This is a genomic window from Clostridium beijerinckii, assembly GCF_036699995.1.
GTDB lineage: Bacteria > Bacillota > Clostridia > Clostridiales > Clostridiaceae > Clostridium > Clostridium helianthi.
This window is the reverse complement of record NZ_CP144906.1, coordinates 1,228,362-1,251,901: the sequence shown is the minus strand read 5'-3', so window position 1 is coordinate 1,251,901 and position 23,540 is coordinate 1,228,362. Positions and strand designations below refer to the sequence as shown.

General features: G+C 30.3%; 22 protein-coding genes and 1 pseudogene. 1 reads left to right on the top strand and 22 read right to left on the bottom strand.

Annotated features, from left to right (window positions below):
* Positions 1-571: 571 nt before the first annotated feature.
* The 17 genes and pseudogenes from PZA12_RS05795 to PZA12_RS05715 all read right to left on the bottom strand — a co-directional run bounded on the left by PZA12_RS05795 (position 572) and on the right by PZA12_RS05715 (position 17,586).
* Positions 572-1,366 carry an ABC transporter ATP-binding protein gene (locus tag PZA12_RS05795; RefSeq protein ID WP_011968424.1) on the bottom strand — a complete coding sequence of 265 codons (795 nt, stop codon included), beginning with the start codon at positions 1,364-1,366 and terminating at the stop codon, positions 572-574.
* Positions 1,332-2,234, bottom strand: a complete 903-nt coding sequence (locus PZA12_RS05790) for an ABC transporter permease (protein ID WP_103697846.1) — start codon at positions 2,232-2,234, stop codon at positions 1,332-1,334. Before PZA12_RS05790 ends, PZA12_RS05795 begins: the two co-directional genes overlap by 35 nt.
* Positions 2,234-3,250 (bottom strand): ABC transporter substrate-binding protein, encoded by a 1,017-nt coding sequence (locus PZA12_RS05785; RefSeq protein WP_039771287.1) that lies wholly within the window; start codon positions 3,248-3,250, stop codon positions 2,234-2,236. Before PZA12_RS05785 ends, PZA12_RS05790 begins: the two co-directional genes overlap by 1 nt.
* A gap of 490 nt (positions 3,251-3,740) precedes the next feature.
* A pseudogene (locus PZA12_RS05780) lies at positions 3,741-4,829 on the bottom strand (AAA-like domain-containing protein); the annotation flags it as partial.
* Between the two features lie 51 nt (positions 4,830-4,880).
* The gene (locus PZA12_RS05775) at positions 4,881-5,294 is read right to left on the bottom strand and encodes a HutP family protein (protein ID WP_103697848.1); all 414 of its coding nucleotides are present in this window, start codon (positions 5,292-5,294) and stop codon (positions 4,881-4,883) included.
* A gap of 49 nt (positions 5,295-5,343) precedes the next feature.
* On the bottom strand, positions 5,344-6,906 hold the full coding sequence (locus tag PZA12_RS05770; RefSeq protein ID WP_103697849.1) for an AAA family ATPase: 1,563 nt from the start codon (positions 6,904-6,906) through the stop codon (positions 5,344-5,346).
* Positions 6,907-7,378: 472 nt separating this feature from the next.
* On the bottom strand, positions 7,379-8,197 hold the full coding sequence (locus PZA12_RS05765; RefSeq protein WP_103697850.1) for an acetyl-CoA carboxylase carboxyltransferase subunit alpha: 819 nt from the start codon (positions 8,195-8,197) through the stop codon (positions 7,379-7,381).
* A gap of 2 nt (positions 8,198-8,199) precedes the next feature.
* Entirely contained in the window at positions 8,200-9,063 is an 864-nt protein-coding gene (gene accD / locus PZA12_RS05760) for an acetyl-CoA carboxylase, carboxyltransferase subunit beta (RefSeq protein ID WP_103697851.1), read from the bottom strand.
* Positions 9,056-10,408, bottom strand: a complete 1,353-nt coding sequence (locus PZA12_RS05755) for an acetyl-CoA carboxylase biotin carboxylase subunit (RefSeq protein WP_077842840.1) — start codon at positions 10,406-10,408, stop codon at positions 9,056-9,058. The genes accD and PZA12_RS05755 overlap by 8 nt, the downstream gene beginning before the upstream one ends.
* A gap of 14 nt (positions 10,409-10,422) precedes the next feature.
* Positions 10,423-10,851 (bottom strand): 3-hydroxyacyl-ACP dehydratase FabZ, encoded by a 429-nt coding sequence (gene fabZ, locus PZA12_RS05750; protein ID WP_017210851.1) that lies wholly within the window; start codon positions 10,849-10,851, stop codon positions 10,423-10,425.
* Positions 10,852-10,854: 3 nt separating this feature from the next.
* On the bottom strand, positions 10,855-11,370 hold the full coding sequence (accB, locus tag PZA12_RS05745) for an acetyl-CoA carboxylase biotin carboxyl carrier protein (protein WP_103697852.1): 516 nt from the start codon (positions 11,368-11,370) through the stop codon (positions 10,855-10,857).
* A gap of 354 nt (positions 11,371-11,724) precedes the next feature.
* Entirely contained in the window at positions 11,725-12,960 is a 1,236-nt protein-coding gene (gene fabF, locus PZA12_RS05740; RefSeq protein WP_023973445.1) for a beta-ketoacyl-ACP synthase II, read from the bottom strand.
* A gap of 17 nt (positions 12,961-12,977) precedes the next feature.
* Positions 12,978-13,718, bottom strand: a complete 741-nt coding sequence (fabG, locus tag PZA12_RS05735; protein ID WP_017210853.1) for a 3-oxoacyl-[acyl-carrier-protein] reductase — start codon at positions 13,716-13,718, stop codon at positions 12,978-12,980.
* Positions 13,719-13,917: 199 nt separating this feature from the next.
* Positions 13,918-14,862, bottom strand: coding sequence for an ACP S-malonyltransferase (fabD, locus tag PZA12_RS05730; RefSeq protein ID WP_103697853.1), 945 nt, complete (start codon positions 14,860-14,862; stop codon positions 13,918-13,920).
* A complete protein-coding gene (gene fabK, locus PZA12_RS05725) occupies positions 14,855-15,796 on the bottom strand; it encodes an enoyl-[acyl-carrier-protein] reductase FabK (protein ID WP_103697854.1) in 942 nt (313 codons plus the stop codon). Before fabK ends, fabD begins: the two co-directional genes overlap by 8 nt.
* 354 nt (positions 15,797-16,150) lie before the next feature.
* Complete coding sequence (locus PZA12_RS05720; RefSeq protein WP_103697855.1) at positions 16,151-17,122, bottom strand: beta-ketoacyl-ACP synthase III; 972 nt, start codon at positions 17,120-17,122, stop codon at positions 16,151-16,153.
* A gap of 14 nt (positions 17,123-17,136) precedes the next feature.
* The gene (locus PZA12_RS05715) at positions 17,137-17,586 is read right to left on the bottom strand and encodes a MarR family winged helix-turn-helix transcriptional regulator (RefSeq protein ID WP_078116394.1); all 450 of its coding nucleotides are present in this window, start codon (positions 17,584-17,586) and stop codon (positions 17,137-17,139) included.
* A 648-nt stretch (positions 17,587-18,234) separates the two neighbouring features.
* Here PZA12_RS05715 and PZA12_RS05710 point away from each other — a divergent pair.
* Positions 18,235-18,846 (top strand): hypothetical protein, encoded by a 612-nt coding sequence (locus PZA12_RS05710; RefSeq protein ID WP_078116395.1) that lies wholly within the window; start codon positions 18,235-18,237, stop codon positions 18,844-18,846.
* A 342-nt stretch (positions 18,847-19,188) separates the two neighbouring features.
* Here PZA12_RS05710 and PZA12_RS05705 read toward each other — a convergent pair whose 3' ends face one another.
* From PZA12_RS05705 to PZA12_RS05685, 5 genes are all read right to left on the bottom strand, one after another.
* Positions 19,189-19,722, bottom strand: coding sequence for a hypothetical protein (locus PZA12_RS05705; protein WP_103697856.1), 534 nt, complete (start codon positions 19,720-19,722; stop codon positions 19,189-19,191).
* Positions 19,723-20,543: 821 nt separating this feature from the next.
* Positions 20,544-21,473 (bottom strand): tetratricopeptide repeat protein, encoded by a 930-nt coding sequence (locus tag PZA12_RS05700; protein WP_103697857.1) that lies wholly within the window; start codon positions 21,471-21,473, stop codon positions 20,544-20,546.
* 117 nt (positions 21,474-21,590) lie between these two features.
* Positions 21,591-22,049 carry a HepT-like ribonuclease domain-containing protein gene (locus PZA12_RS05695; RefSeq protein ID WP_078116398.1) on the bottom strand — a complete coding sequence of 153 codons (459 nt, stop codon included), beginning with the start codon at positions 22,047-22,049 and terminating at the stop codon, positions 21,591-21,593.
* Complete coding sequence (locus PZA12_RS05690) at positions 22,033-22,473, bottom strand: nucleotidyltransferase domain-containing protein (RefSeq protein WP_338481378.1); 441 nt, start codon at positions 22,471-22,473, stop codon at positions 22,033-22,035. The genes PZA12_RS05695 and PZA12_RS05690 overlap by 17 nt, the downstream gene beginning before the upstream one ends.
* Before the next feature lie 198 nt (positions 22,474-22,671).
* Entirely contained in the window at positions 22,672-23,529 is an 858-nt protein-coding gene (locus tag PZA12_RS05685; protein ID WP_078116400.1) for an Rpn family recombination-promoting nuclease/putative transposase, read from the bottom strand.
* Positions 23,530-23,540 lie beyond the last annotated feature (11 nt).

Genomic DNA, 23,540 nt, shown 5'->3' with positions numbered 1-23,540 from the left:
TTAGGTCATGTTGCATCTAGGATATTAACATTATTTAAATACAAAAAATAAGGAAAAAATTTCAAGTGATTATCTATACTAGAAAGAAAAGTTATTCTTTTGCGTAGTGTTGCATTGAGAAAAGAGCTATAGGATTTCTCAAGTAGACGTTGTTCCATTGTTGCTTGTCCTGAGCTTTGCCTCAGGAGCATGCAAAAATGGATGCAACTTTTACTTTTAGAAATCCATAGTCCGATTCTCAAAAAATATTATTCCCACAAAACTTTATTCATACATAAAACAGAAATGAGATACATGTTTATGCAGCAGGCATTTGAAAATAAGCTGCAACAAGTGGAGTTTTAATACTATATAACTTTACTTTATACCTACACTAGAAATAAGGGGCATGCTTTTACGGAATGTTGCATCTAGGATTTTGATGGCTATGTTTCTTGATTATAAGTTGTTCTAAAATGCTAGTTCAAAATTTACTTTTGAGGCTAGCATTTTGGGTACAACTTATACTCTTAGAAACATCCATCTAAATCCTTAGCAACTGGAGTAAATGCATGCCCCTTATTTCGGTAGTTTATCCAAATAAAGTTCTATCACTTAGAGCTTCTGCTCCATTAGCTTTTTCAAATAGTCCAAGAAGTTTATTATTATCTAATTTTTCTTTTTCTTCACCTTTGACATCAACTAAAATCTTGCCTCTATGCATCATGAAAAGTCTATTACCATTTTCAAGAGCATGTTTAAGATTGTGTGTAACCATAAGAGTTGTTATTCCGCTGTCTTTTACGATATTTCTTGTTATATCCATTATTATTTCTGATGTTTTAGGATCTAGTGCCGCTGTATGCTCATCTAGTAATAATAATTTCGGTTTAGACATTACTGACATAAGCAGAGTTAAAGCTTGTCTCTGTCCTCCTGATAAAAGTTGTACTTTATTATACAGCTTATCTTCAAGCCCCAAATTAAGTTCTTTTACCATCTCTTTGTAATAATCTATCCTCTTTTTATTTATCCCAAAGCTAAGCCCAAAGGATTTCCCTTTATTATCTGCAAGAGCGATATTTTCTAATATTGTCATATTAGGTGCTACACCCATTGATGGGTTCTGAAAAACTCTCCCAATGGACTTTGATCTTGCGTATTCAGGTTTATTAATAACTTCATCACCATCTAATAATATTGATCCTGAATCCGCCTCAAGAGTTCCAGATATCATATTTAATAATGTTGATTTACCTGCTCCATTTGAACCTATTATACTTATGAAGTCACCTTGTTTAACATCCAATGATAATCTATCAAAAACCCTATTTTCATTTATTGTATTTTGATTAAACACTTTGGATAGTTGTTTCACTTTTAACATCTTTAGCACTACCTCCTATAACAGATTTTCTTTTCTTAAATTTCAAGACACCGCTATTAGAACATAATGCTATAACTACAATTATAGCTGTCATTAATTTTAAGTCATTGGCATTTAATCCAAGTTTTAATACTATTGCTATTGCCGCCTTGTATATGATTGCCCCTAGTATTGATAAGGTAGTCACTTTAACAAAAGACAACCTCTCAAATAATGATGTTCCGATAATTACTGCTGCAAGCCCCATTACAACAGTACCAGTTCCCATCCCAACATCACTAAATCCTTGATATTGAGCAGTTAGTGCCCCAGCCAGTGCAACTAATGCATTACTTATCATAAGACCTAACACCTTAACTAAATCTTTATTTACTCCAAGAGATGAAACTACTTGTTCATTATCACCAACAGCTATAAGCAAAAATCCTGATTTAGTTTTTAAATATAAATCTAATAGTATTTTAACTACAATAACCATTATTAAAATTACTACTATAGCCGGAATTGATGACTTAAATAAATTAGGGGTATTAAATAATGGAACATTTGCTTTTCCCATTATTCTTAAGTTAATAGAATACAACCCTATCATTACTAATATTCCAGCCATTAAATTTGTTATTTTAAGCTTAACATGCAAAAATGCTGTTATTCCTCCAGCTATCGCTCCACCTAAGGTTGCTATTATTATACTAATCCACGGATTAACCCCATTTACCAAAAGAGCTGCGGAAATTGCAGCCCCAAGTGGGAATGTAGAGTCCACTGATAAATCAGGAAAATCTAAAATTTTATAAGTTATATATACTCCGATTGAAACTAATGAAAATAGCAGCCCTTGTTCTAAAATATTTATTAAAACACCCACTACTCAACGCCTCCAGTTACTTTTTTACAATTTGATTCGATATCTGCTGGAAGTGTTATATTTAATTTCTTAACTACATCAGTATTTATAGTAAATGACATATCACTTAATGTGCTTATCTCAACATCTGATGGTTTCTTTCCATCTAAAACTTCTGCTGCTTTATATCCAGCTTCTTTTCCTAGTTTGTAGTAATCTATTCCTATAGAAGCAAGTCCACCTTTAGTTACTACTGCTTCTTCTGCACCTATTATAGGAACGTTTTTATCTAAACAAAGTTTACCTACTAACGCATATCCTGAAGCAACTGTATTATCTGTAGGTGTATATAATACATCTATTTGACCTAAAGCACTTGCTAAATTTTGATTTATCTCATTAACATTTGTAACACCAATTTCTTTTACTGCTAAGCCTTGTTTATCTGCCGCTGCTTTAAGCTCATCAACTTGAGTTACAGAATTTGTTTCTGAAGTGTTATAAATTACTCCTACTGTTTTAGCATTTGGAAGTAATTTTTTTAATAATTCTATTTGCTTGTCCACAGGAACTTTATCTGATGTACCTGTAACATTTGTTCCCGAGCTCTTCCAATCCTTTGCTACTTCTGCTTTAACAGGATCTGTTACTGCTGTGAATATTATTGGAATATCTTTAGTTGAATTATAAGCGGCTTGAACTGCTGGTGTTGCAATCGCAAAAATCAAATCTTTCTTTGCATCTGTAAACTGCTTAGCAATTGTTTGCGCATTAGCTTGTTCACCTTGAGCATTTTGCTGTTCAATTTTAATATTTTTACCTTCTTCATATCCCTTTTCTTTTAGTCCATCAACAAATCCCTTGTTAGACGCATCTAACGCATCATGTTGAACTAACTGAATTACTCCAATATTTTTTACTGCCGATGATGCAGCACCTCCATTATTAGAATCCGTTGCACTCTTTCCGCATCCTGCAAGAATTCCTCCAACTAAAACTGTACATAGCAGCATGGCTGCTTTCTTTTTTCCTACCATATTTCTATCCTCCTACTATATTCTTATTATCAATTTCCTACTATACTCCAAAATGCCAACTACCTTCTCAATAAATACAATCATAATTATATATCTATATTTATGATAAATATTCAAATAAATTGATAATAATTTATAAATCTTTTAAGTTATGATATCATATTTTGAAATACTTGTAAAGTTGCCACCATTACTTTGCAAGCTTTTTTAGTTTTTTAGTATAAAAATTATACATCAATTCACAATGCACAGTTCACAATTAATGAATGATGAAGTTGTCAGGTTGAGAATTACTATTTTCTTCATATATAGGATTATCAAAAAAGGAGCTGTCGCATTAACGGATTAGAATCCGTTAATGACAGCCCCTTTTCTTTCATATACGTAAATCAGCAGTATACTTGTATTATTCTTTTTTGTTTTTCACTGAAATTTACAAGCTCCTCATCTAGCTTTCCTGTTTCTTATCCTGCCTTATTACTTTCATCATCATATGATTATAAATCAATTGCTCATAAAGCTTATTATTTATTTTACAAACTCCATCTTTTTCTTTTAAAATACCGTATATACTTCCTAAACTTACTATATTATCTGTTTTTATATAATTTATATTTTCATTATCTAATACTATTCTTTTAACAAAATCATATAGTTCCTCATTGTTTTCTATATTTTTAATAAGACTCTCAAAATTAGTATTACTATCTTTTAATATTTCTTTTACAGCTAAATCCATATATTCCTTTTCCCAAACAAATTCATTATCACTCATTATCTTCTCATCTATTATCTTGCATAACTTGCTTACTAAAAATGGATATCCTTCTGTATAAAAATAAAGCTTTTCTGAAAAGTATTCTTTATCTAATATAACTTTTTTATCTTCTACATAATCCTCAAGCATAGTCATTATTTCTTCTTTTGAAAAGCTCATATCAACTTCAAAATCTGAAGCTATATTCCAAGGGCTGTTATATTTATGTTCTTCATCACTTCTTATTTTAACTTTTAGAGTTTTAACATCATGAACACCAGCCAAAATTATACTATGAAAAGTATAGTCTCTTCCTTCACTTCTAAGAAGATATTTGTTTCTAAGCATTCCTAAAAAACTCAAAAACAATTGATTATTACTGCTTTTGTCAACTTCGTCTATCATTAATACTACTTTTTTGTTTATTTCTCTAACAAGTTTAGTTATAAAATAAGATAAATCATCTAAGGTTTCTACGCTTTCTTTATTAAAAGAAATAAATTTTGATAATTCAACATTTTCAAATTCAATTGTACGTTCTAATATTTTCATAAAACCTTTACTAAACCTATTTTCATCCTCAAAAATCAAATCGCCTATACCTTCAAAGCTTATCTTTATAGGAAAATAATCTTCTGATTCCTTTAACTTATTATCTAGTAAAAATAAAGTTGTAGTTTTCCCATACTGTCTTGGTCTATTTATTACAAAATACTCTTCACCATCAATAAGCTTCATTATTTTATCTATTTTTTTCGAAATATCCACAATGTAATGTTTATTAGGAATACAAGTTCCAGTGACATTAAATTTTTTTAACATAATTTTATCACCATCCCATAAATAATATTTAATACTATTAATTGTCACCTGCTATAAAGGCAATGCCCTATGCCCTATTCCTATAACTACTTCATCTAAGTGTAGAAGTCCAATACTTAAGAATATGCATACTGAAATATGTTCTCCACCTCTAGCTATTCCGATTTTTCCACCTACGTTTTGGCCATTTGCTCTATTTGCAACTTGAATAACCGCATCTCTAGTTGCACCTATAACAGCACCTTCATGCAAATGCTCTTCCCTTATTAACTCGTTTCTTTTTGCAGCAACTAATGCACTTTCGAGTATTTTAGATATTGATGAGTTTATATTTCCACCCACATTTACTGCGGTAACTTTAATTCCTTTCTCTGCATATACTTTCTTTAAATGCTCTTCTTCATGTCTATCACATATAGCCATTTTAGCAGCTATCTTTGCAACTCTCGTACTATTACTTTCCATTTTTTGCACTCTCCAATCAATTGAAACCTATGATATTGATCTGATTAACTTAAACATATACCTGAAAAATATCTTTTCCATTAATATTAGATCTTTCTTCTTTAAACTCTTTGTTTTTATTAAAGTCAAAAACTAATAAATATCCCACATTTAAATCATGTATATTCAAATAATCACAAAGCTGCTCGATTCCCTTTTCGTGGTATTTTAAACCTCTCCAGATTTTCATCTCAATTATATATTTAAAATTATTGTATGTTATAACTACATCTAACCTTTTTTCTTCTGAAACTTGAACTTCCTTAAAATCAAATCCTGTTCCATTTATTATTGGTTTTATGAATGCTAAAAATAATAATCTTCCATGATGTTCTGCAAATTCTTTATCCTTAGAAGAATACTGTTCCTTCATAAACTGCTGAAACCTTTTTAGAATTTTTTCTATGTTCAATTCTCCATTTTCTTTAACAAAGGCTTCCTTGAAGTTATATTTCTCCATATTACTATAATTATTTTCAAACTTTGATATCATATAATTATAAATTCTTTCCCTAAATATTTTATTAGATATTTGAACTTTGCCATCTGTATTTTTGAAATATCCATAAAGCACCCCTAAATCAACAAGAGGATTATCATTATTAAAGCTCTTATCATTTCCCCTCACTATTATGTCTTCAATGTAATCATAAAGTTCTTTATTGTTTTCTAAGTTCTTAATTAAACTATCAAATAAAGTATTTTTTTCTTCTAAAATAATTTTAACCGCCTTCTGTATATCTTCACTCACCCAAGGCTTTTTATCCAATTTATAAATTTTTTCATCTACAATTTGACATAGCCTGCTAACTAAAAATGGATATCCATCTGTAAAAAAGTGAATCTCTTCACTAAGTTTATCTATATCTATAGATAAAGAATTTTCTATAGCATATTCATTTAGCATAGTAGCTATTTCCTTGGGCGAGAAACTCATATCAATATTAAAATCCACTGCAATATTCCATGGAGAATTGTATTTTTCCTCATTCTCATTTCTAATCTTTAGTTTTAAACTTTTCACATCATACACTCCAGCTAGAATAACACTTTTAAAAGTGAAGTCCTTTCCAACTTCCCTAGCTAAATACTTATTTCTAAGCATTCCAAGAAAGCTTAAAAACAACTGGTTATTTGAGCTTTTATCTACTTCATCTATTATCAAAACAACATCCTTTTTGGCATTCTCAACAAACTGTGTTATTATTTCTGATAACTCTTCAATATCGCTAATTTCTCTGCTTAAATTTTCTAGCTTCCTGCTTTCTTCTTTATCTGAAAATGCTAGATCTTTAATTATTAGTTTCAAGAATTTATTACAAAAGCTTTTTTCATCTTCAAATACAATATCTCCAATTCCTTCAAAGCTTATATTTATAACTAAATATACATCCTTTAATTTATTATTTATCTCATTCAAAGTAGTTGTTTTTCCATACTGTCTAGGCCTATTTATAGTAAAATAGAATTCATTATCTATAAGTTTTTTTATTTCTTCAATTTTATTACTTATGTCAACCATATAGTATTTTCTCGAAACACAGACCCCTGTGCTATTAAACCTTTTCTTCATACTCTACATACACCACCGATCTTTAACTGATTTATTATATTATATCCTATAAGTTATTTTAATAAAACAAAAATAAGACTAAAGAGTATTCTCTACTCTCTAGCCCCTATATTAAATCTTGCCATATATAAATCAATTATAAGCTATAGATAAACAATTTAAGAATTAGACTTATTAGATGAACATATTTACAAAGTTGCTAAAACTTTAAGCTAATATCTTCACTAGAAATCATAAATATATTTGTGGAGAAAACATTTGAAAATGAGCTGTTAAAGGTTCTTAGCTGTAGGTTGTTCCATTTTAGCCTGTCAAACTAAAAGTTGGAGCATGCTAAAGTGGATACAACCTGCCGCTTAGAACCTTCAGCGATATTTTCATAGCTTTTCGGAATCAAAATATTTATGATTTCGGTAAGTTATCACATAAGTCTAGCTTTAAAGTTCGATATCTATAGATTTATACTATAAAATTAATAAAAGTTTCCCATAGCTCTGAATTTATTATATCTATTATCTATTAGTTCATTTAAATCTTTTTCTTTTAATTCTAACAAGCTATCTACAATTGTTTTCTTAAGAACCTCTGCTGTTTTAACAGGGTTTTTATGTGCTCCACCCCTAGGTTCTTTTATAATACCATCGATTATATTAAAATCCTTAAGGTTCTTAGAAGTTATTTTCATAACTGCTGCTGCTTCTTTAGCTCTACTTGCATCTTTCCAAAGAATAGACGCAAAACCTTCTGGTGTAAGAACAGCATATATAGAATGTTCTAACATAAATATTTTATCTGCGACAGTTAATGCTAAAGCTCCTCCGCTTCCACCTTCACCTGTGACAACAGAAATTATTGGTGTTTTTAATCTGCTTAATTCAAAAAGATTATTAGCAATTGCTTGGCCTTGACCTCTTTCTTCTGCACCACTACCCGGAAATGCTCCTGGTGTGTCTACAAAACATATTACAGGTCTTTTAAATTTTTCAGCCTGTTTCATAAGTCTCAATGCTTTTCTATATCCTTCTGGATTTGGCATTCCAAAATTTCTTTCTATGTTCTCGGCTGTATTTGATCCTTTTGTGATTGCAATAACAGTTACGCTTATATCATTTATTGATGCGATTCCACCAATTACTGCTTTATCATCACCAAAGTTTCTATCACCGTGAAATTCTATAAAATCTTTAAATATATTTTCTATATAGTATTTTCCTGTTGGTCTGTCTTTGTGCCTTGCTATTTCAACACTTTCCCATGGTGTTACATTAATTTTCATAAAATCTTTATCCATAATTAATTCCTCACTCCATGCAAAATAAGAATTTTATATATACATGCTCTCATATTCTTTCTTTCAACAATGGCATCAACAAAACCTTTTTCAAGTAAAAATTCTGCTTTTTGAAAATTATCTGGAAGACTTTCTTTAATTGTATTTTCAATTACTCTTCTTCCTGCAAAGCCTATTAATGCATCAGGTTCACTTAAAATGATATCACCTTCCATTGCAAAACTTGCAGTTACTCCTCCAGTTGTTGGATCTGTTAATATAGAAATATATAAAAGACCAGCTTCACTATGCTTTGCTAGAGCTGCACTTATCTTCGCCATTTGCATAAGTGAAAAAATACCTTCCTGCATTCTAGCACCGCCAGATGCTGTGAAGATTATTAATGGAAGCTTGTTTTCTGTAGCATGCTCTATAAGTCTTGTAATCTTTTCCCCTACTACAGTTCCCATACTTCCCATCATAAAGAAGCTATCCATAATAGCACATGCTACTTCTATACCATTTAGCTTTCCAACTCCAGTAACAACAGCTTCTGTACTATCAGTCTTTCCGCTCTTTAACTTTTCTTCATAGCCTTTAAAATCTAATGGATTAGTAGTTTTTAAGTCTTTCCAGAATTCCTTAAAAGTATCTTTATCAAAAAATACTTTTATTCTTTCTTTTGCATTAAGTCTAAAATGATGACCACAAGTTGCACAGACGAACTTAGAATTTTCTAAGTCTTCTGCATATATCATTGAATTACACTTATCACATTTCTCCCACATACCTGATGGTATATTAGGCTTTTCTTCAGAAACACTCTTTTTTAACGTTGAGGATTTAACAGTTGCATATTGTCTTTTTACAAATAAATCCTTAAGCATTCTTCTTCACCATCTTTTCTGCTAAAAATGAAGTATCATAATCTCCTTCTAAGAATTCTTTAGTATGAAGTATTGATAATTCAAAATCAATATTAGTCTTTACCCCACCTACTGCAAATTCTGCTAATGCTCTATCCATTTTTACAATAGCTTCATTTCTATTATTACCAAAAGTAATTAATTTAGCTATCATAGAATCATAGCAATGAGGAATTTTATACCCACAGAATATAGCTGAATCTACTCTTACTCCCATACCCCCTGGGACACAAAGCTCTTCGATTGTTCCTGGACATGGTCTGAAATCATGTTCTGGATCTTCTGCATTAACTCTACATTCTATTGCATGACCTTTAATCTTTATATCATCTTGAGTATAAGCTAATTTTTCTCCTGAAGCTATCTTCAATTGTTCTTTTACTAAGTCTATACCTGTAATCATTTCAGTAATTGGATGCTCTACTTGTATTCTCGTATTCATTTCCATGAAGTAGAAATTATTATCTCTATCAAACAAGAATTCTATAGTTCCTGCATTCTTATAATCTACAGCTAAAGCTGCTTTCTTTGCAATTTCACCCATTTTAGCTCTTAATTCTTCTGTTAATACATTTGATGGTGCTTCTTCTAAAACCTTTTGGTTCTTTCTTTGCATTGAGCACTCTCTTTCGCATAAATGTATTACATTTCCATGTTCATCAGCTAATATTTGAAACTCAATATGCTTTGGTTTTTGAACAAATTTTTCTATATATAACGAATCATCTCCAAAACAAGCTTTTGCTTCTGTTTTAGCAGTTTTAAAGCCCATTAAGAATTCTTCATCATTATGTGCAACTCTTATTCCTTTACCACCGCCACCTGCTGATGCTTTTATCATTATTGGATATCCAATACCTTTTGCAATTTCTAAAGCATGAGCTTCGTCTCTTATTTCGCCTTCATATCCAGGTACCACAGGAACACCAGAAGCTTTCATGATTTCTCTTGCCTTGGCCTTATTTCCCATAAGCTCAATTGTCTCATAATCAGGACCTATAAATTTAATATTGCATTGTCTACACATCTTTGCGAATTTAGGATTTTCTGATAAAAATCCGAACCCTGGATGTATAGCGTCAGCTCCAGTTAAAACACATGCACTTAGAATGTTTGTTATGTTTAAATAACTATCTTTAGGCATTGCAGAACCAATACATACAGCTTCATCTGCAAGTTGAGTATGAAGTGCTTCTTTATCTATTTCTGAATAAACAGCTACTGTACTTATTCCCATTTCTCTACAAGCTCTAATTATTCTAACTGCAATTTCTCCTCTGTTGGCAATTAGCACTTTCTTTAACATCTTTATCACCTATCCTATTGTATTGCAAAAATTATTTCCGCTTCACAAACCGTCTTTCCATCAACTGATGCTATTCCATTTCCAATACCTACAGGTCCTTTAATTTTTATTATTTCACAATATAAATCTAATTTATCGCCAGGTACAACTTTGCCTTTAAATCTTGCTTTATTAATACCTGCAAATAACGGAGTTTTTCCTTTAAATTTTTCCATTGAAAGAATAGCTACTGCCCCTGTTTGAGCTAAAGCTTCAATTTGAAGTACTCCTGGCATAATTGGCTCTTCAGGATAATGCCCTTGAAAGAATGCTTCATTTGCAGACACATTCTTATACCCTCTTACAAATTGCTTTTCTTCTATTTCCATTTCGGTTACTCTATCTATTAAAAGCATTGGGTATCTATGTGGTATAATTTTTTTTATTTCATTTATGTTAAGCATTAATTATTCCCCCTTAACCTTAAACAGTGGCTGGCCATATTCTACCATATCTCCATCTTTAACTAAGCGTTCTACTATTACTCCATTATATTCGCTTTCAATTTCATTCATAAGTTTCATAGCTTCTATAATGCAAATAACCTTTCCCTTAGAAACTGTGCCGCCAACTTCTACGAAAGGTGAGCTTTCTGGTGATGCTGAAGAGTAAAATGTTCCAACCATAGGAGAAGTTATAATACTTACATCCTTATCGTCTATAACTACTTCTTTTTCAGCAGCCTTTACTTCTTCTTTCTCCACTATATGATTTTCTGATCTTTCTACTGAACTAAGTGAACTAGCAGCAGTGTTAACCTGATTGTTTACAGCTGGTGTATAATTTCCTGCACCATTATCAGCTAATCCTCTAGTTAATGATTTATCCATCTTTATATGATCATTTCCACTTTGAAGCTCAAAAAAGGCTAAACTTGAAGAATCAACCAATTTAACAAGCTCTTTAATTTTTTCAAAGTCCATAAAAATATCCTCCTCTTATATATATGTTGCAATGCACAATTCATAATTTAATTCACAATGCACGATGCACAATTCACAGCTTAATGCACAATGCTCAATTATCATTTCACAGTGCACAATTCACACTGCTCAATTTTTAATTCACAATTACGTATGAAATTCTTATAATATTTTTAGAATTATTCTTAGGAATTATTTTTTGCAATGTATATATATATCTTATTCAAAAATATTATTTATATATTTTATGCCGTACTAAGTCACATTCAAAAGTTAATATTTCTTATTAACTGCATTTAACTTTTCTGGCATAAAATATATGTAACACTTTTTATTTTACCAAATATATCTTTATTATTTCCACTTTTTCAAAAGTAAAGTGGCATTATGTCCACCAAAGCCTAAAGAGTTAGTAAGCGCATATTCTAAATCTTGCTTTCTTCCAACGTTAGGCACATAATCTAAATCTAATTCTTCATCTTTTGTTTTATATCCGATTGTTGGCGGGATAAATCCTTCTTCAAGAGCCTTTGCACATATTATTGCTTCTATTGCTCCTGCTGCTCCTAAAAGATGACCTGTCATAGATTTTGTTGAAGATATCGGAACTTTGTATGCATCTTCTCCAAACGCCTTTTTAATAGCTGCTGTTTCAAATTTATCATTTAATTCTGTTGAAGTTCCATGAGCATTTATATAAGAAACTTGTTCTGGTTTAATTCCTGCCTCTTGCAACGCATCAGCCATAGCTCTTGAAGCTCCTGCTCCTTCTGGATCTGGAGATGTAATATGATATGCATCACAAGTTGATCCATATCCTACAACTTCAGCTATGATGTTTGCACCTCTAGCTTCAGCATGCTCTAAAGATTCAAGAATTACAACTCCTGCACCTTCTCCCATTACAAATCCACCTCTTTCCTTATCGAAAGGAATAGAAGCTCTTTCTGGGTTATTTCCTGAATTTAATGCCTTCATACTATGGAATCCAGTAACTCCAAGTCTAGTTATAGGTGCTTCTGCTCCACCTGCAAGCATTACATCTGCATAACCATGTTTTATTGTTCTAAATGCATCACCAATATTGTTTGTTCCTGTTGCACAAGCAGTTACTGCTGATGTACATGGTCCTCTTAATCCATATTTAATAGCTACATTTCCTGCACCTAAATTTATTATTGTCATAGGAACGAAAAATGGAGATACTCTCTTAGATTTTCCAGTTGCAATTTTAGTACATTCAGTTTCAATAGTTTCAAATCCACCTATACCAGATCCAAGCATTACTCCAAATCTTTCTAGATTTTCTTTTTCTAAATCTATTCCTGAATTCTTTATTGCTTCATCAGATGCAACCAAAGCAAATTGTGCGAATCTATCTAATCTCTTTGCTTCTTTCTTTCCTATTAAAGTATCTGGATCAAAGCCCTTAACTTCTGCTGCTATTTTTACATCTACTAAATCTTTATCAACTAAAGTTATATAATCTATTCCTAGCTTTCCGCTTTTTGCATTATCCCAAAACGTACTTACATCATTTCCTATCGGAGTCAGAGCTCCCATCCCCGTAATTACTACTCTTCTTTCCATAAATAAAACTTCCTCCATTACATTAACATTCCACCGTCAACCTGGATAACTTGCCCTGTAACATAATCTGCACTTTCACTTGCAAGGAAAGCTACAACATTTGCTACATCACTTGCTTTTCCTAATCTCTTAAGCGGTATAGTCTTCTTCATCTCTTCTTTGTATTTATCTGCTAGAGCTTCTGTCATATCTGTTTCGATATATCCTGGTGCTACTGCATTTACAGTGATTCCTCTTGAACCAACTTCTCTAGCTAATGATTTTGTCATTCCAATTACTCCTGCTTTAGACGCAGAATAATTTACTTGACCTGCATTTCCAGTAATTCCAACTACTGATGAAAGATTTATTATCTTTCCATGTTTTTGTTTCATCATAATTGGAGTGATAGCTTTTAAGCAGTTAAATACACCTTTTAGATTAACATCAATAACATTATCAAAATCTTCTTCTTTCATTCTGATTATTAATGCATCTTTTGTGATTCCTGCATTATTTACCATTATATCTATAGTACCAAATTTTTCTTTGGCAGAATTGATAAGATTATCAACTTCTTCTGACTTAGATATATCACCTTTTACGCATAAAGTTTCTACACCCATGCCTTTTATTTCATTTTCAACTTCTAATGCTTCTTTTTCATTACTTCTATAATTTAAAACTATATTAGCTCCAAGAGATGCAAGCTTTAAAGCTATTGCCTTTCCAATTCCTCTTGATGCGCCTGTAACAATCGCACATTTTCCTTTTAGCATATATTAAATTACCTCCTATTGTTATAAACAATTAACCTATAACTGAGCTGCTAATAATTATTTATAATCTATCTACTCATTCTAAATAACTATTTCTATATTTTACAATAACAAGCCTACATTTAAAAATCTTAGTAAACCAAGTGTCAGTTAAGATAAAAATGTAGAGACTTGCCTTTAATAAATATATATTTATATATTAAAGATTGCTTTTAATTTTATCAATTGTATTTTTCAATGAATCCATATCCTCAACATTTAAAAGACTTGCACTCTTATTTATTTTCTTAACAAATCCTCTAAGTGCTTTTCCAGGACCTACTTCTATAAATGTATCTACGCCGCTATCTATCATATGATTTATAGTCTTTTCAAAAAGGACTGATGTTCTTATATGTCTCTTTAATAATTCTTTAACATCATCTTCTTTTTCATAAGGAAGCCCTTTAACATTTGAATAAACTACTTTATTAAGTTCTTTAATATCAACATTTTTTATAGTATTAAAGAATTCTTCACTTGCAGGCTCAAGAAGGGAACTATGAAATGGTCCACTAACCTTTAGCGGAATTCCAAGGCCTCCTAATTCTTTTGCAATTTTTACAGCTTCATCTATTGCTTTGTTTTCTCCTGAAATAACTACTTGACCTGGGCAGTTAAAGTTAGCCCCTTCAACTATTCCAAATTCACCTGCTCTAGTTAATAACTCTTGTATCTTTTCATCATTTAATTTTAACACAGCAGCCATTTTTCCAAGGCCTTCTGGTAGCGCACTACCCATTATTCTTCCTCTTTCTTTTATGAGAAGTAATCCCTCTTCTAAAGAAAGTGCTCCCCCGTATATTAGCGCTGCATATTCTCCTAAGCTAAGGCCTGCTGCATAATCTGCTTCAATACCATTTATCTCTAATGCTTTTAACGCTATAAGTGATGCAACAAGGATTGTTGGTTGTGCATTTTCTGTTGCTGTTAAAATTTCTTCTGGCCCTTCGAACATCATTTTCTTGATAGGCATATTTAAAATTTCTTCACTACGATCTAATATTTCTTTACATTCTGGTATATTCTCGCAAAGTTCTTTTGCCATTCCAATAGTTTGAACTCCTTGGCCTGGAAAAAGAAATGCAGTTTTACTACTATTCATGATTCCCTCCAAAACGCTTAAATATTTCATTTGCTTCTGTAAATAATTCCTCAATCATTTCCTTACATGATTGTTCCTTGCAAATAAGTCCTGCTATTTGACCTGACATAAGTGATCCATTATCCACATCACCGTCTACAACAGCCTTTTTAAGCGCACCAACTCCAAGCTTTTCTAACTCTTCAGCAGATGCTCCTTCTTTCTCTAACTTAAGATAAGTTCTTGCAAGCTTATTTCTTAGAACTCTAACTGGGTGACCTGTTGGTCTTCCTGTCACTTCTGTATCTATATCATTGGCTTTTAATACTTTATCTTTATAATTTTGATGTATTGTACATTCTTTTGCCACTAAGAATCTTGTTCCAACTTGAATTCCTTCAGCGCCTAGCATAAATGATGCAGCTACTCCTCTACCATCACCTATTCCTCCAGCTGCTATAACTGGTACGCTTACAGCATCAACAACTTGTGGTACTAATGTCATAGTTGTTAACTGACCTACATGCCCACCTGATTCAGTACCTTCTGCAATAATTGCATCAGCTCCTGACTTTTCCATTCTCTTAGCTAATGCTACAGAAGCTACTACTGGTATAACCTTTATTCCATGAGCTTTCCACTTTTCCATATACTTTCCTGGGCTTCCTGCACCAGTTGTAACAACAGACACGCCTTCTTCACATACCAATTCTGCTATTTCCTCAGCATTTTCTGCCATTAACATTATATTTACACCGAATGGCTTATTAGTTAATTCCTTTGTTTTCTTTATCTGTTCCCTTACCCATTCAGTTGGCGCTGCCCCAGTTATTATTCCAAGTCCACCAGCCTCACTTACCGCTGAAGCTAAAGATGCATCTGCAATTCTTGCCATAGCACCTTGAAATATAGGATATTCTATTTTTAACAGGTCACATACTCTATTTTTTTCCACAACATATTCCTCCTACCATTACCAATCACAAAATATCGCTTAATGTACTATCTCTTACTATAATAATGGAACTTCCTGTATTTTAATCTTATCTATGTATAATAGCCATTTTGCCTATTATGATAAGTAATTTTACTATTATAGCATATTTTTATCAATGAGATTACTAAAAAGTTAAAAATAAGTTCATATTCTCCAACGTTTATACATTGGTTTTTTTATAAGTATTAAATTGCATCTTGTATTATTTCTAATCTCAAATGACATGATATTTATTTCCATACCCATTCCATTTTTATAGATAAATATATTTTAAAGTTAAATAATAAAAGCTTATTTAACTATTATTTTTAATTACCACTCAAGTAATGTTGCTGCATAAGTTAACCCACCACCAAATGCGACAAGAATAATTTTATCACCTTTATTTAGTAAGCCTTTTTCATACATTTCATTTAAAGCTATAGGCACTGTTGCAGCTGATGTATTTCCTACCTTTTCTAAGTTTAAATAAAACTTATCTTCGCTTAATTTTAATTTTTCTGCTGCTAATTTTATAATTCTATAATTTGCTTGGTGAGGTACTATATATTTAATATCATCAAATGAGACATTAGTATCTTTCATAACTTCAGTAACGGCTTCTTCTATTGCAGATACTGCAAATCTAAGTATTTCTCTACCATTCATATCGATAGTTCTTTTAGCTAATTTTTTTTCTTTTGAAAAAGGAGTATCAAAATCAGTAGCACCTATAGTAAGTGCTTCCCCCTTTTTCCCATCCGCTCTTAAATATGATTTAATTATTCCTGGTGCTTCATCCCTCTTAAGTACAGCAGCACCAGCACCATCTCCAAATAAAATACAAGTGCTTCTGTCTGTCCAATCTGTTACTTTTGAAAGAACTTCAGCTCCAACTACTAATGCATTTTTATAGTTCATAGACATCATTAAAGCTTTAGCTGTCTCCAAGCCGTATACAAATCCTGAACATGCAACACTTATATCAAAACAAGCTGCCTTGCTTGCATCTAAATTACTTTGAACTAGACATGCAACTGATGGTATAAACATATCTGGACTAATTGTAGCAACAATAATAAGTTCTAAATCTTTTGCATCAATACCAGCTCTTTCAAGCGCAAGTTTAGCTGCTTTTGTTGAGATATCAGATGTATTTTCTCCTTCTGAGATTCTTCTTTCTCTCATACCTGTTCTTTGCACTATCCATTCATCACTTGTTTCAACGAATTCACTTATTCTATCATTAGTAACTACTAGAGATGGAAGATATGCTCCAATTCCAGCAATTTTAATATTACTCATATTTTTCTCCTTCATTATACTAATTCATATTTTTCCTTAAAAAAGTTATTTATTTTATTTAAAGAAGAAATTAAAACTTCTTCTTCTTCTAACGTTAATCCTTCTATTGCATTATTTATCATTTCTCCATGAAATCTCTGATGGATTCTGAATGCTAACTTTCCTTTTCTAGTTAATTTAATAAGGACAACTCTTCTGTCTGTTTCTATCCTGTTTCTTTCTACATATCCTTTTTTAATTAATTTATTGATAGCAGTTGTTAAAGTACTTACTGTAATTTTTAATTTCTGCGCTACCTCTGACATTGTTCTTTCACTGTACATACCAATGGATTCTATAGTATGAATTTCTGTTATTGAAAGATCTGAAAGTACACCATTCTTTAAACTTTGCTCCTCAATTTGTAAGACATCATTAAATAACTGCACCAAAAGCTCGTTAATCAGTTTTGTTGATTTATCCATTTATCTGCACTCTCCATTTTGGCATCCAAAAATATCTTCTAACAAAAATTATATTCAGTGTTTATAAAATGAAAAATTTGGTAATGAAAATTTTAAATATCATACCAAATAAACAATCTATTGACCAATTAGACATATAAATAAAATAATAAGTAAAAGACGCGATGATATTTTGTCCTAAGACTGACTCCGCCTAATTCATATGGAATGTAAAATACCACATGAAAAGTTTTACCTTACTTGAGACAAATATATAGACAAACATATTTACTTTATATTTTCTTAATATGTCTTATCTTTAAGATACCTTAATTTTCTTTATAACAAAAACTATTAAATACATATGTTACAATAATAAACTTACATTTAAAATTCTAGTAAGCCAACTGCTCAATTAAGATAATTAATGTAGAAACTCAATTGCAACATAAATAATTATTTTATATAAAAAATAAATGGTGCGAAAAGTTTTAAAATCAAATAGTTTGATAATCAAAATATACTATACTCAAAATACATTGTCAAATTTTTTTCAATTTTTTCCAGTTGAGAGTGCGCTTTTAATTAGCAATTTCCTATGATATAATTAATTAAATCAGTTAATATTATCTATAATATTAATTTTTAAACATAGGAGGTGTACATATCATGACTAGAAAGTTAATTATAGCTACAGTTTTAATGTTAAGTACTGTAATGGTTTCTTGTAGCACAAAGCCTAGTGATTCCCCTAAGCCTAGTGATAATAACACTACTACTGTAGAGCAAAACAAAGACGACAATGGCTCTTCTAATGCTGATAGTAAAAAAGCTAATGAAACTACCAACGATGCAAAAAAAGTAAATAAGGTAAAACTTTCTATATATAGTATAGATGATAACTCTTTAGAACCAAATGAATCAGGTACTATTGAAGTAAATGAAAATTCCGTTCTACAGGACAAGCTAAAAGAATTAGCAAAAGCTGTATCAGAGAAGAAATTTGATAGTTTACCAATTGAAGTTAAATCTATAAATACTGTTAACGGTAAAAAAGTTGCCACTATAAACTTGACTGACTCAAATAATAAAAAATGGGTTCCAAAATTCCAAGGATCAACTGGTGGTTCAGTTACAGCTAATACTTTGATTGAAAATTTTCTTCAATCAAATAACAAATCTAAAGGTGAATGGATTGATGGTGTAAAATTCCTATATAATAATGAAACAATAGAATATGAACATGCATCAGACTTATCTACTATTAAGTATGCAAATTAATTACATTAAGTTATAAAAAAAGAAGCCAAGCTCTAATATTTAAAACTTGGCTTCTTTTGCTTTTTATTTTATTTTCCATTATTTCAACAAAATCTCTTCTTATATAATGCTATCTATTCCAAAGCTCTTAATTTTTTTCTCATCATAACATATATATGTCATAAAATAATTCTACACCATAATTCTAAACATATCGAAAGAATTTTAGCCGTAATTATGCATTGTGAGCTGTGCATTGTAAATTGTGCATTGTGAGTTGCAATATATATTTAAATTTATTAAGAGATTACTGTATATGTAAAAATGTTGTTTTGCTTAATTCGTTTCATGAATTTAAATTTATTAAGAGATTACTGTATATGTTTGAGTATAAGCTATTTGTTCATCACCTAATGTAAGGTAATAATATATTGGTATCATATATGTTGAATAAAATAATGTTGAAGCTTCTGGCACATTGTTTTCTATTGCTCTTACTAAGAGTTGTTGGTGCTTTAAACTTACAATATAGCAAGTAGCTATAATTACAATTTGTTCTGCAAAAAACACGTCAGAAATTGAATTTGAATATTTATCAGCATGATTTACCAAATTAGTCCTAATAATTCTAAGCTGCTCAATGTAACGCTGTATCTCAACATCAAACTTCTTCAAGTCATCAACTGGTGTATCTGGTTTTATATTATATACAGTTAAATTTGCCCGTATAACTTTAATTTGATTTAAGCTGTTAATAATATCTTCCTTATTCTGTAAATTAGATATTTTAGGACCATAAGGCTGAGGTACACTCGGAATTTGTGCATATGCTAAATTACTTGTGAATACTGTTATGAATACTGCAAACGTTATCAAACGGATTATTATTTTACGCATTATTGTTCCTCCATATTATAACAAATCTACCTTATTTACAAAAAGTATTCTTTAAGTTTATCTTTTGTTATTTTAAATATTTTATTCCTAAAAAATAGATTATATTAATGAGGATACACGCCGCTACTGGAAGGACAGTCGTTCTATTGTTTCTAGTACTGTATATAGGTATCCAAACTAAGACATGAACTTATGCATATAACTCGCCGAAATGAATAACATACTTTTGTTCCAGTTTCTAGGTAATTCTGATAGGTGATTCTAATGCTATAAAGTTGCACCCAAAGTGCTAGCTTCAAAGAACAAGCGCTCACAGAGAAAGTTCGAATAACGAAATGTGAAATGCCCACAGGGAAAGTTCTGCGAACCAAATATAAAATTTGGAGCATCACTTTTCGATTCTCACTTTTTGAACTAGCACATTTGGAACAACTTATAGCCAAAGAATCACATCCATCAAAATTACCAATGAAACATTCCACAAAAGTATATTACTCATTTCTAATTGGAATATATTTCATAGTTTAAGTATAGTTTATGATTGTGATATCTATAGATACCCAAACCAAAAGATATACTTATACTTTAATCTTTGTGAATTATACTAGAAATTAGATACATGTTTGTGAAAGCGGCATTTGAAATTGAGTCGTGATGGTTCTTAGTTGAAGGTTGTTCCATTTTCTGCTTGTCCTAAACTTGTTTTTGGAGCATGCAGAAATGGGTTCAACCTTCCACTTAGAACTATCCAGCGAAAATTTCATTAGTCCGCTGGAACAAATTTGTATCTAATTTCGGTTTTACCACACATAACTATAATTTTAAATTTGGATATCTATACAAAGATTCTTGTATTCTTCAAGTATTCTTATTGGATCTAATTCTTTGTCTTTCTTCATATATTCCAAAAAGAATTCATTTAATTCTATACTTTTTTCTACATCTCTTAATGCTTTTAGATTTTCATTTATATTTACATAATAACAAGCTCTATTATAATATAAAAAACCTTCATCATCATTTTCTTCTATTCCCTCGCTTATTACTTCAATAGCTTTTTCAAAATTACCTTCTTCTCTATATGCTACGGATAAATTTAAAAAACTATACGGATAATTTGGATTTGCTTCAATAGACTTGTAATAATATTCTTTGCTCTCTTCTATCTTATTTAACTTATTTAAAATTACTGCTTTATTAAATAATATCTTGTAATGCCTATCCTCAATTTCTAAAGCCTTATTTATATAATTCAGTGCATCAATATTTTCATTGTTTTCTTCTAAAATACAAGCTAAATTTGCATATGCCCACATATAATTAGGATTTATCTCAATAACCTTTTTATAGTTACTTATGGCCTTATCCTTTTCACCTGATTCATCATATATATTTGCTAAAAAGAAATATGCTTTATCATAATTAGGATTTTTTTCTATAGCCTTCTCGTAATATTTTTTAGCCTTTTCTAATTCATCATTTTCATCATATATTATTGCCAAGCCATAATATGCTCTAGCATCATCCTCATCTAATTCAATTACTTCTCTATACTTTTTCTCTGCATCACCAGATAACCCAATTTCATCATAAATTAATGCCATATCCATTAGTAATTCTATATCTTCTTTTCCTATATTTAAGGCATATGCCTTTTGATAAAAAGAAAGGGCTTTTAATAAGTTATTTTCCGACCTTAAATTTCTCGCCATATTTATATAATTATTGTATAAATAATTCTTGTTTTCCATGTTGCTCTTCATCCATTCATTTGATTTGTTATATGCATACTTATGTGATACTAACCGAAAGAGCAGGTACTCATTGTTTCGGTTTCTAGAGAATTTGGTTGTGGATTTCTAAAAATATTATTTTTTATCTCTATATTTTAATATAACATTGTCCTTGCTTTCCTCTAAAAACAATTCAAAATATGCTAATTTTTCCAAACAAAACTTTTCTATTTCATTTTCACTTGTTTCTCTAATATAATAATCATGAGTATATCTATTTCTCAACTTAACTACTACTGATAAATATTTTTTTAATGTCTCATCAAAAAATCCAATTTCAGAAGCTTCTTCAATAAGCTTTAATGCCGAAGCTGAACTACTTATTTTCCCATCATTTATGATTATATAGCTCTCACACATGTCAATTATATATTCCGCAAAATCTTGAAAATAAGCTATAACAGCCCTTTTTATTATTTTGTTATTGGATTTCTTATATTCATTTATAGCTTCCTTTAAATTTTCTAAATTATCATAGGCAGCTTTATATTTTTCTAAAAATTTTTCTTTTTTATATCTAAAGTAAGGACTCATCTGTAATTCCTCCAAAATAACTATATTGCTCATCTATTTTTAATACTTTTTCAAAGTTTGCATTGTTCCTCGCATATTTTAAGACATAATGCTGAAAATCATACCATAATTCTTCATCAATAATATATTTATTATTACTATCTACTGCAAATCTTGCATACTTACTTCCAAAATCTTTAAATAAAACAAATGTCAAATGTATATTATCGTAGTTATAATATTGCTTTGATAATTCTATGATTTTATCTTCAATGTCTAAGGTGTCCATAAATGAAACTTTTGGTTTTACTACAACAGCTAAGTCTATGTCACTTCTATCTTTGTTCCAATACTCTGTTCTATAGCTCCCAAATTCAGCAATACAAACGATACTTTCAATTTTCTTTAATTCATTAAAAAAATATGATTCAGCCAAAATTATCACCTCTTTAGAATTATATCACTAAAATAATAAAATACTCAATTTATATACAATTGAGTATTTTATCATATTGAACTTATATATATTGCAATTTAATTTGTACATTTTATGTAAAATAGTTTTATCCCTATATTTAACCTATTATAAGTAAAAATAATACTGATGGAAATTAATCCATCAGCAAATTTTACATAAAGTTTTTTAATTATTAACTTTAGATGTATTATTTTTCACTATATCTCTTACATATTCAATATCTATTTCATTTATATCCGCAATATACTCTACAGAAAGTCCTTTGCTATATTGTTTTAATATCAATTGTTTAATTGCTTCTTCTCTTCCTTCTTCTCTTCCTTCTTCAATTTTTTCTCTATCTCTTTCCAATAAAGTCATATAAGATCTTGATTGCGCTTCGCACTTTTTCAAGAAGTGCACCTCCACCGAAATATCATTTTTAACTTCCAGCACTCTTTTATGTATACTTTTAACAAGATTCCCTTTAGCTCTCTTTGCTATTCCATCTGTTGATTCTTCTACATATTCAAGGAATTCTAATAATTCTTCACTTAAATCATTCATAATTCCCTTTGTATTTAATACTATTTTCTGAGCTTCATCATTTAACATTATACTATTGTCTTCTAAACATAAATTTTGAAAAGTATATTTATGGCGACCTTTATTGAATAAATCAAATGTACAGACAAATATAATATAGCTTTTGGTAAGTTTTCTGTAATCCTCGCCTTTGCTTATTAAGTCTAAATCTATGCTTCCTTGATAATATCTTAGCCTTTTAGGCAAATTCTTATGCTTTCCTCTCTGCATTTCAACATTGTAGATTGTATTATTTTCGTCTTTAACATAAACATCTAAACGGATTCCCTTACTTTCAAGTAATAAATCTATGGTTTTCTGTTCTTCAACTATTTCAACTTTTTCTATTTCAATTTCTAAAATTTTCTCTAATAATTCTTTACAAATTGCTTTATCACTCATAACCTTTGCAAAAAGGAAGTCATCTTCAAGATTTAATTCCTTTAAAGTTTTGTTCATCTTATTAACCT